Consider the following 9,552-nt stretch of genomic DNA (forward strand, 5'->3'; position numbering starts at 1 on the left):
ACCGGGACCGTCCTACCGCAAGGCAGGACTACCAACCGTGCGCTCACTAAAGCCCACTGAGAGGTAACGGAGATGCGGTGACGGGTGGCGAGGTGCCGTTGGTGGTGTGCGTGTCGACGGACCCGGCGGTACGCGAGCGACTGGTGTCCCGCGTCGACGACCTCGGTGCGGTGCTGGTCGTCAACACCCTGACCGAGCTGCGGACAATGCTGCTGTCGACGGCGGTGGCCGATGGACTGGCGGCGACTGCCAGGCCGACGGCGACCACCGGTCCGCCGCGGGCCGAGCTGATCCGCGTCGGCGACCTGCTGCTCGACCCGGTCTCCACCGAGGTCACCTGGCGCGGCGAGGCACTGGCGCTCACCCCGTTGGAGCGGGAGACGCTGCTGCGGCTGGCCGGTCCACCGCTGCGGCTGTGGACGTACCGGCAGTTGTTCGAGGCGGTCTGGGGCGGCGCCTATCTGGGCGACCGGGCCGCGCTGCACGCCACCGTGAAGCGACTACGGCGCAAGCTCGCGGCGCTGCCCAACGGGCCACGGGTACGCACCGTCCGAGGCGTCGGCTACCACCTGGTGCCCGGGTAACCGGCTTCTGGAGTCAGCGCGCGCGTCCGCCGGCCGGTAGCTTGCAGAGCGGTTCGCCGGAGGCGATGTCGTCGAGCGCGTCGTGCAGTTCGGCGATGCGGCGCTCCGCCTCGGCGACGAGCGCCCGGGTGAGCTGCTGCCAGTCGGCCTCGGTCGGGCTGGCCGGCAGGGCGGCGAACAGGGCGACGATCTCCTGCACGCTGAGCCCGACACGTTGGGCCACCCGGCAGATCCGCACCACGCACGGGGCGAACTCGTCGTAGCGGCGTTGGTTGCCGCTGGTGCGGACGGAGGTGAGTAGCCCCTGGCGTTCGTAGAACCGGATGGCCGAGGTGGCGACTCCGCTGGCAGCCGCGACCTCACCCACGCTCAGCGTCGCCGGGGAGATGATGGCATTGGACATGGGACGCATCGTCGCTTGACTTCAACCAATGTTCAAGTTCTACCGTCAGCGGCATGGAAACGGACCACATCGCCACCCCGGACCGACCGCTGCGGGTCGCAGTGATCGCGGGCAGCACGCGACCCACCCGGCGGTCACCTGTCATCGCCCAGTGGGTGGCATCGGAGCGCAGCCAGCTGGATCTCCGCCTGGAGGTGGTCGACCTGGCCGGCTTCGACCTGCCGATGCTGGGCGAGCCGCTCGCCGCCGTCTTCGGCAGCTACGAACACGAGACCACCCGCCGCTGGGCCGCCGCGATCGACAGCTACCACGCGTACGTCATCGTCGTTCCCGAGTACAACGCTTCCTTCCCCGGCGTACTGAAGAACGCCCTGGACCACCTGTACGCCGAGTGGGCCGACAAGCCGGTGGCCTTCGTCGGCTACGGGATGTCCGGCGGCGGCCGAGCCGTGGCGCAGCTGCGCCAGGTGGCCGAGGAACTGCGGATGCGTCCCGTCGCCACGTCGCTGCACCTCTCGCCGCACCAGGTTGCCGACGGCCGGTACGCGGCCAGGCCGGGCGATGCCGAGTCCCGGACCCGCATGCTGGCCGAGTTGGCCGGGGCACTCAGCGTCGGGCGCACCCCCGCCGCCGAGGGGAGGATCCGATGAGCGTCGGGGCACCGGCGGCGGTCGTCGACTGGCTGTCCGCACAGGTCCGACCAATGCGGCCGTACGGCGACACCCCGTGGCGGGACGTCGTGGCCGACATCGCCGACGGCCTGCTGCCGCACCGGGCAGACCACGAGGCGGCCGATACGCCGACGGTCATCGGACTCGCGCCGACGACCCGGGAGAGCGCCGAGGTCAGCGAACTGCAGGTCGACCTGCTCCAGGCGTTGGTGACCCGGGGCGTGCGTACCGTCGTCCTGCAGGACACCACCGAGATCGGCGAGCGGCTCGATCACTGGGCCAGGGCCGGAGATCGGTCGACGAACGGTCCCGAGGCGATCCTGGCGGACGCCTGGGGGCCGTGGCGCACCGAGTCGCTGCGCCGCGCACTGATCTGGTTACGTGTCCACAACGCCACCTACCCGGCGGACCAGGTGGAGATCCGCGGAATCACCCGCTCCACGGCGGAGCCCGCCGACTACGACCGGGTCCTCGCCCTGACGGTGGGCACCCGCGACCACGAGCGGATATCGGCGCTGCTGACGACGATCCGGGTCGCACACGACGGCGGCGAACACGTGGAACGCGCCCACGGCAGGTGGACCGGCGCGCCCTTCGTCGACCTGGCCCGGCAGGCTCGGACCGCGACGGCAGCCGTGCTCGCACCCGACTCCGACGCGGCGACCCGTGCACTCGCCGCGCTCGACCGCATCGTGCGATTCCACGCCGCCCCACTGAGCCGAGGCCGCAGCGGCGACGATGAGGAGACGGCCGCCGCAGACCGGCTGGTCGAACACCTGCGGACCAACGGACGGCGAGCCGTCGTCTGGGACGGGCTCGGTCACCTGGCCGCCCGGGGGACCGGCTTCGGCTCCCGACTCCGCAAGCGCCTCGGGACGGGCTACCGCTGCGTGCTGACCACCTTCGGGTCCGGCCGCATCCGGGGCTTCCACCTCCCGGCACCCCGCCCCGGCAGCCTGGACCAGACGCTCGACCACGTCGCGGCCAGGCTGGGCGCGGGGTACGCGGTCGACCTGACCGCCGCCCCGAAACCCGAAGCCGTCGGGCGGTGGCTGGCCGGCCGGCACGCCGTACGCCTCATCTCCGGCATGTACCGCCCCGACGAGGACGAGCGGCACTACTCCGAGCTCGACGACCTCGCCGGTTCCGTCGACCTCCTCCTGCACCTGCCGCAGATCAGCCCGGTCAGGTACGTCGAGCCTCCAGAGCCGAAGGGCTGAGCCGGTCAGCCCTGCGGTGTGGCGTCCACCCGCGCGGCGATCGTCTGGGCACAGACCAGCGACTCCAGGTGGCTGGTGTCCACCTCGATGTCGTAGTCGACTCCCTGGTGGACGATCTGGGCCTGCGACGCTGCCATTCCGACCACCCGGTCACCACGGGCGATCTCCCGCGCCGCCGCGATGTCCGCAGCACACCGCACCCCGACCCACAGCACGGACAGGCCGTCCAGATATCGACGCGCCTGCTCCTGGGAGACACCGCCGCCGAGGAAGACCTCGTCGATGATGATGTGTGCCCCGGCCCTCGCCATCGCCGCGACGCCCACCCGCCAGGCGTGCTGCATCTCGTCGAAGCCGTCGCCGAGGATGACCTCGCCCTGCGCGCCGAACGTCACCATGGTCGGCGGTAGCCGCTCGATCAGGTCGTCGATGCCGAAGCTGATCCACGGGCCGGGCAGCAGGTGCTTAAGGCACCGGACGATCCCGGACTTGCCGGAGCTGGATCCGCCGTTGAGCACGATGACCTGCGTCGCCATGTGATCGGTAACCTTCTCCGTGGGTGCGGGTACCGCGTTCGACTCTATCGAGGGTCCGACCAACCGGCCCGGCATGGGTGCACGCGGTGTGCCAACCTGAAGGCGGTGCTCGACGAAGCAGGGGGAGTCAGCGTGCTGCTACGAGACGTACGGCCCGATGATGTCCACGCGTACGTCCGGATGCGCTGCGACCCAGTGATGATGGCCGACCTCGGCGGGCCACTGCCGGTCGACGGCATCGCGGTCAAGGTCGAGCGGGACGTCCAGTCGGCGGCCGCCGACACCCAGTGGATCAAGATGATCGTGCCGGACGCGGCCGACCCGGCCACGGTCGCCGGTTCGGTGGCTCTGTGGACCCATGACCTCGACGACGGGCCGGTGTCCGAGATCGGGTGGATGGTGCTGCCCGAGTTTCAGGGCCGAGGGCTTGCCAGGTGGGCGGCCGGTACGCTGCTGCGTCGGGCTGCCGCCGACGGCCGTTGGGGCAGTGTGCACGCGTACCCGGCGGTGTCCAACGTCGCGTCGAACGGTGTCTGCCGAAGCCTCGGATTCACGTTGCTTGGCGAGACCAGCGTGCCGTTCGCCGACCGCGTCATCCGGTCGCACCATTGGGTGATCGACCCCCGCGCTGACCTGGTTGACTGAGTCGCCGCCTCGGCGCCGTCGATCTTTCCAGGTCCGGCAGGAAGCACCGAAGGGTCAGCCTTCCTGCGGTCCGGGTAGGAGGTATCTGGCCTTGTGCCGGTGGGCGGCTTTGATCATTTCGGTCACTTCGATGGGTTCGCCGTCGGTGGTGTAGACGGTGCGGAACTGACGCAGCACGGGCATGTCGTCGGGCATCTGCAGGGCGATGAACTCGTCGATGGTGGGCATGGTGGCTTCGACGTCGTCGACGGCTGGTCCGGCGTGCTTGCCGAGTCCGGCGAGCACCCGGAGGGATCCGCCTTTGATCAGGCGGTGCTCGGCGAGCGAGGTGCCATGCGCGAGGTCGGTGCGGTAGTAGTTGGTAACCAGTTCGGCCGGGACGTCGTCGAGCAGGAGCAGAAGCCGCCGGCGGATGACGCTGGTGTCGGGTTCGAGGTCGTACGCCGCGGCGACCGCGACCGGCGGCGTTACCTCGTCAACGGAGAGCAGGCGGCTGGTCTTGCGGCGGCCGTGACTTGCGATCTCACTGATCCACGGGTACGGATTGGCGCTGCTGGTCTGGCCCGGGTAGTGGTTCGCTTCGACCACGATCGGCTGGTTGGCAGTGACGAACACGCCGACCCCGGACTCGCCACGGACGAATCCTTGCTTCTTGAGGATGGCGAGTGCGCGTTGGGTGGTGAGGTTGGAGACGCCGTACCGCTCGCAGAGCTGGGCCGTGGAGGGCACCTTGTCGCCGGGCTTGAACTCGCCGGTGAGGATCTGTCGGCGGAGATCGGCCGCGATCTGGCGCTGGCGGTCGCGTACGTCATTGGCAGCGGCGGGGTCGGGTTCGTTGGTCATGCGGGTGGGACCTGCATCTGGTAGGTGTGGCCGGTGGAGCGGCTGGTCACGGTGCGCATGACGGCGTACTCGACGGGTTGGCCGGTGGCAGCGCGGCTGATGCGGGTGAGGACCAGGACCGGTTCGTCGGCGGCGATGTCGAGGAGTTCCTGTTCCTGATCGGTCGGCCGTCGTGCGGTGACGTGTTCGCTGACCTGGTGGGGTGCGAGGTTGAGGCCGGTGAGGACCCGTACCGCGCCGCCTTTGATCTTGCGGTTGTCGGCGAGTGGGGTGCCGGCGACGATGGGTTCCGGGTAGTAGGAGTCGGCGAGTTCGACGGGCCGGTCGTCTTCGAGGATGAGGCGGCGACGGACGATGGCTCGTTCGCCGGCGGCGAGTCCGAGTGCGCGTCTGACCTGTGTGTCCGCGTCGACGGTCTCGACGCCGAGTAGCTGTTGCGTGCCGACGCGTCCCCGGCCGGCGGCCTCGGCGGACCACGCGTCGTGCTGCTGCGCGACGAGGTACGGGTCTGAGCTGCTGGTCCAGCCTTGGTCTGTCATGGTTGCCTCCGGTTGCTGCCTCCGATCATGGTGCCGGATGCGTGGCGGCTTGGCTCACTGACCGTACTCGGGTGGGGAACCTTGTTGGCCAACGCCACTTGCAGCCTTATCACAATCATTATAAGCTCTGCTTACTTGAGGTTCCTGCGCTGGTCAGTCGGCCAAGGATCCCGGCCCCCACGGATCACGGATGTTGAATCGAGGGCACTGGTGACCCCAGTGCTCTTGCCCGCTGTGCCTGAATTCGGCCCTGTACCTGCCGCAGACCTCTCAACAGTCCTCCCTGCGAAGGAGAAGCTCTTGACCAGGAACCAAGGTCCCCGCAGTAGGTATGGCGGGTCGCCGTACGTCGTTCGCAATGAAGGTCCGACGCCGAACCGGCCGCCGTTGCCGCGACGGACGCCGGGGCAGACGGACATCGGGAGTGATCCGCGTTTCCGGCTGCTGGCCGCGCGCGGGGTGGCGTCTGCGCCGGACGCCGAGCGTCCGGCTGTCGACGCCGAACGGGCGGTGCTGGACGAGGTGGCGGCGGCGATGCGGAACCGGCCGGACGCTGACGTGTTGGACCGGGCGCGGGAGACGGTCGCCGTGCACATGCCGAGCCGGTTGGCCGAGTGCCGGGCGTGCGACGGGCCGGCGCTGTGTCCGCCGTTCACCAGCGCGTTGGCGGTGTTAGACCGGTGGGATCAGGTCAAGGCGCGTCGGGTGCGGGCGGTGTTGCAGTACGCCGGACTCTGGCCGGACGGGTACGTTCACGACGGCCGGGACGACTGATGGCCGACGGTAATCTCCTGCGGGTCGGTGACACGCTGCATCTCGGCAAGGCCGACTGGGTGTTCGGCGATCGGTCGATGACGGTCCGGGTCTCCGACATCCGGTACGGCCTGGACGACGCCGAGTCCCCGGTGGTCGGCATCCTCGCGACGATCATGTTGGCGGGTCGGGACGGGCGGATGGCCGCGATCGGCGTCTACAAGTCGGCGTTGACCCGCCCCGGGGTGCTGCAGCGACACCGGCCACCCAACGGCGTCGACCCCTTGCCAGCCGTACACCCATAACCCGCCTGCCGTCTGTGCGAGCCGGGGTCGGGCCGGTGGCGGCAACCACGAGCCCGACCCCATTCCAGACCCCAGTGGAAAGTGGATCACGATGGACGTTTGTGCCCTGACCAGTGCCGTGTTGCTCGGCTACCTCGCCGGGCTGTTCTCGTTCAAGGTGAAGAGCAGCTGGTGCCCCCGCTGCGGCGAACTTACTACCGCCAAGCCGTCGTCCTAAAGCGTCGGGCGGTGAGGTTGGGCACCTCGGCCCGGCCGGGAAGACCGGAACCTGGTCGGGCCCCGACGGTCGGGACCAGGCAGGCCACCACCAACGCGAGCAGCACCCGGACGTTGTCGGTCAGGTCTGCGGAGGGCAGCCCGTCGCCCATTGACATCACCGGCAGAATCATGGTGGCAGCCACCAGACCGGTCCAGGCCAGTGCGCGGCCTCGGCGCCCGCTCACCACCAGCAGAGCGGCTAGCACGAGCCAGGTCTGATGGTGGGTCCAGGACACCGGCGAGAACGCCAGGCCGGCGGCGCCGACAATCACCACGCCGGCCAGCCGGTCCCCGTCCCGGTAGGCGACCGCGCCGCGTACCAGGGCGATCGTGACCACCGCGAGCCCGGCGGTGAACAGCACGAGGGTACGAGCGTCGTCGGGTGCTCCCAACCGTAGTAGGGCACCGTTGATCGACTGGTTGCCGGCGGTGACGATGTTGCCGACCCGGTCGACGTCCCACATCTCGGTGAGCCAGAACCGCGCCGACTCGCCTGGCAGGATCAGCCAGGCCAGGCCGGTACCGGCGAGGAAGGTCCCGGTCGCGGTGACCGCCGCCCGTCGCTCGCCGGCGAGCCACAGGTACGGGATGAAGATCAGCGGGGTGAGCTTGATCGCGGCGGCCAGTCCGGTGGCGACACCAGCTAGCCGACGCGGGGCACGCCCCAGGCAGTCGACCAGCACCAGCAGGGTCAGGATCACGCTGACCTGGCCGAACCGGAGGTTGCTGGAGACCGGAGCCGACGCGAACAGCAGCAGGGCGATCGCCGCCGGTGCCACCTGCCGGGGCAGGAGCCGGTGGGCCCCATCGGCGCGGGACACGATCACGGCGAGCAGCGCCACCAGCGCAACGGTGGCCGCCGTCCAGATCACCCGCAGCACGTCGATGTCGATCAGCGTCAGCGGTACGAACAGCAGGCCGGACAGGGGCGGATAGGTGAACGGTGCCCCGGTGCTCGCCGCAGCGTAGTCGTAGAGGCTGGTGCCCTGCCGTAGCCCGGTGACCGCCTCCACGTATACGTCGAGGTCGGCGAGCCGGTCGTGCCGGGCGCGGGTGAGCGCCGCCACCGACTGGGCGACGGCGACGACGGCTGCGGCGAACCAGACGGCGACCGCGACCCGGACCGGGTGAACGGAGCCGCTGCCCTTCAACCGGGGTGGTGTGCCCTTCGGTCGGTGCGACGTGGACGACCGGATTCGGTGCACGCTCTGCCCCCGTAGCCCTCCCGCCGGATCAGTACGCTGGATCATACTGGACACTGCTGTCCCTCCGGTCCGTACCGGTCCCGCCAACAGATCGACATGCGTCGGCGGAACCGGCTCGATCGGATCCCGGCACGTGGCCCGGTCACCCGGTCTGTTGGCTCGGGCCCCACTGGCCCGGCTGATGCTCGGGTCGGCCCGTCAGGGCATGGTCAGCTTGGCCAGAAACGCTTGATGGTCGGTGTAGAACATCAGGTACGTCTCGGTGTCGTAGAACGGCGTGTCGTTGGTCGCCATGATGTGCTGCACCTTTCCGTCGCCTTTGCGGGTGTATCCGGACGGAACGCAGTTCTGCACATTCTCCGGATCACTGGTGTCATATTCCAGGTTGAGGTCGCCGCCGATCACAGTGGGTCGGTACACGCCTTCATACGTGCGGATCGCGGGGATGACCCCAGTCAGCAGTTCCAGGCACTGAGCGAGGGCGACCGGCTCGCTGTTGCTGCTCAGATGAGTTGTGCAGGCGTAATAGTGGTCGATGGCGTACAGGCAGGCGAAGGCGCGCTTCTCGTTGCCGGAGTCCTGGTTGCCGTAATGTCCGCCGAAGGCGTCGAAGCCGTAGTACATGGAGTCAGGCATGTGCCCGATCACAGCTACCCCGTACTCGTCGCCGTTTGTGCAGGTTACCGGGGTTCCAGCGGCGGTGACGGCGGGCATGAACACGTAGAACGCCCAGTCGCCGGCCCATGCGCCGGCCATCGCCGGCGCGAGGTCGTTCGCGACGTCCCCGAGACAGACCTCGTTGACGGTGACGAGGTCTGGCATGAGCAGATAGATCATGTACGCGCCCTCGTCGATCGCGTACCCGTCGGCGTAACAACCGGCGTGACCGCTGTTGCAGAGGTTCATCTGCAACTGCCAGAAGTCACCGAAGGCGGTCCCGCTCGAGCGTTTACTGAAGCCCTGCTGCGGCAGCGGAGGGTGGCCCGTCACCTTTGGTGGCGCGGCGCGGGTCACCGTTCCCGGTGCGATCGCTCCGGTGCGGGTCGCACCCTTCGCGTCCCGCCCCGTGACGATGTGGGTGCCCTGTTCGGTGACAATGCGTGCATCCTGGGTCGGGTTGGCAGGCGGTGCGGCCTGGGCCGGCATGCCGGACATCATCAGCAGGGCGCTGGTGGTCAGTGCGGTGAGTAGACTGAGTGGGGCCGTGACTCCGGTCCGGTGAGGGTGGCTGGTGTCTTTCGATTTCGGGAATCCAGCGTCCACGTACGTTCCTCCCGTGATGTTGAGGGTGGGGACCTCGATCGACGCACCAATGGAGCGCCTGGGAAGACAAGTGAGCGCGACGATCCAGCCGAGGGGTTGCCGTCAGGCTGCTCTTGGATTGCTTGCCTGTCCTTCCCCGTGTTGGTCCAGGCGCAGGGACACCGTAACGCCATTGACTGATGGGAGTCAATGCATAAAGAGCTGGATCGACTGTGAATCTTGGTTCAGTCCTTGGTCGGGCCAAGTGGGAGTTGATCCACGGCCCCGGCGTTGTTCCGGCTTGAGAGGTTCTGTCCGTGTTGAGAACCGGACACGAGGCGAGTTGCG

General features: G+C 68.9%; 12 protein-coding genes. 6 read left to right on the top strand and 6 right to left on the bottom strand.

What is annotated here, in order from left to right:
* Positions 1-77: 77 nt before the first annotated feature.
* On the top strand, positions 78-584 hold the full coding sequence (locus ACFHVL_RS30085; protein WP_416631921.1) for a winged helix-turn-helix domain-containing protein: 507 nt from the start codon (positions 78-80) through the stop codon (positions 582-584).
* Between the two features lie 13 nt (positions 585-597).
* On the opposite strand, the gene ACFHVL_RS30090 is transcribed toward ACFHVL_RS30085, so the two are convergent.
* Positions 598-987, bottom strand: coding sequence for a MerR family DNA-binding transcriptional regulator (locus ACFHVL_RS30090; RefSeq protein WP_416631923.1), 390 nt, complete (start codon positions 985-987; stop codon positions 598-600).
* Between the two features lie 53 nt (positions 988-1,040).
* On the opposite strand from ACFHVL_RS30090, the gene ACFHVL_RS30095 reads away from it, so the two are divergent.
* Together ACFHVL_RS30095 and ACFHVL_RS30100 are read left to right on the top strand one after the other, a co-directional pair.
* Positions 1,041-1,637: an NADPH-dependent FMN reductase gene (locus ACFHVL_RS30095; protein ID WP_416631925.1), complete on the top strand. Its 597-nt coding sequence runs from the start codon at positions 1,041-1,043 to the stop codon at positions 1,635-1,637.
* On the top strand, positions 1,634-2,878 hold the full coding sequence (locus ACFHVL_RS30100) for an erythromycin esterase family protein (protein ID WP_416631927.1): 1,245 nt from the start codon (positions 1,634-1,636) through the stop codon (positions 2,876-2,878). Before ACFHVL_RS30095 ends, ACFHVL_RS30100 begins: the two co-directional genes overlap by 4 nt.
* Before the next feature lie 5 nt (positions 2,879-2,883).
* On the opposite strand, the gene ACFHVL_RS30105 is transcribed toward ACFHVL_RS30100, so the two are convergent.
* Positions 2,884-3,414: a chloramphenicol phosphotransferase CPT family protein gene (locus tag ACFHVL_RS30105; RefSeq protein ID WP_416631929.1), complete on the bottom strand. Its 531-nt coding sequence runs from the start codon at positions 3,412-3,414 to the stop codon at positions 2,884-2,886.
* A gap of 105 nt (positions 3,415-3,519) precedes the next feature.
* Between ACFHVL_RS30105 and ACFHVL_RS30110 the strand changes: the two genes are divergently transcribed.
* Positions 3,520-4,059, top strand: a complete 540-nt coding sequence (locus ACFHVL_RS30110) for a GNAT family N-acetyltransferase (RefSeq protein ID WP_416631931.1) — start codon at positions 3,520-3,522, stop codon at positions 4,057-4,059.
* Between the two features lie 54 nt (positions 4,060-4,113).
* On the opposite strand, the gene ACFHVL_RS30115 is transcribed toward ACFHVL_RS30110, so the two are convergent.
* Both ACFHVL_RS30115 and ACFHVL_RS30120 read right to left on the bottom strand, forming a co-directional pair.
* On the bottom strand, positions 4,114-4,902 hold the full coding sequence (locus ACFHVL_RS30115; RefSeq protein WP_416631933.1) for a GntR family transcriptional regulator: 789 nt from the start codon (positions 4,900-4,902) through the stop codon (positions 4,114-4,116).
* The gene (locus ACFHVL_RS30120; protein WP_416631935.1) at positions 4,899-5,441 is read right to left on the bottom strand and encodes a GntR family transcriptional regulator; all 543 of its coding nucleotides are present in this window, start codon (positions 5,439-5,441) and stop codon (positions 4,899-4,901) included. Before ACFHVL_RS30120 ends, ACFHVL_RS30115 begins: the two co-directional genes overlap by 4 nt.
* Before the next feature lie 300 nt (positions 5,442-5,741).
* Here ACFHVL_RS30120 and ACFHVL_RS30125 point away from each other — a divergent pair, with 300 nt between their 5' ends.
* The gene (locus ACFHVL_RS30125) at positions 5,742-6,215 is read left to right on the top strand and encodes a hypothetical protein (RefSeq protein ID WP_416631937.1); all 474 of its coding nucleotides are present in this window, start codon (positions 5,742-5,744) and stop codon (positions 6,213-6,215) included.
* Complete coding sequence (locus ACFHVL_RS30130) at positions 6,215-6,499, top strand: hypothetical protein (protein WP_416631939.1); 285 nt, start codon at positions 6,215-6,217, stop codon at positions 6,497-6,499. Before ACFHVL_RS30125 ends, ACFHVL_RS30130 begins: the two co-directional genes overlap by 1 nt.
* A gap of 194 nt (positions 6,500-6,693) precedes the next feature.
* Here ACFHVL_RS30130 and ACFHVL_RS30135 read toward each other — a convergent pair whose 3' ends face one another.
* Both ACFHVL_RS30135 and ACFHVL_RS30140 read right to left on the bottom strand, forming a co-directional pair.
* Positions 6,694-8,007, bottom strand: coding sequence for a glycosyltransferase 87 family protein (locus ACFHVL_RS30135; protein WP_416631941.1), 1,314 nt, complete (start codon positions 8,005-8,007; stop codon positions 6,694-6,696).
* Positions 8,008-8,160: 153 nt separating this feature from the next.
* On the bottom strand, positions 8,161-9,225 hold the full coding sequence (locus tag ACFHVL_RS30140; RefSeq protein WP_416631943.1) for a hypothetical protein: 1,065 nt from the start codon (positions 9,223-9,225) through the stop codon (positions 8,161-8,163).
* Positions 9,226-9,552: the final 327 nt, after the last annotated feature.

It is taken from the genome of Micromonospora sp. LOL_023, from assembly GCF_048060115.1.
Lineage (GTDB): Bacteria > Actinomycetota > Actinomycetes > Mycobacteriales > Micromonosporaceae > Micromonospora_E.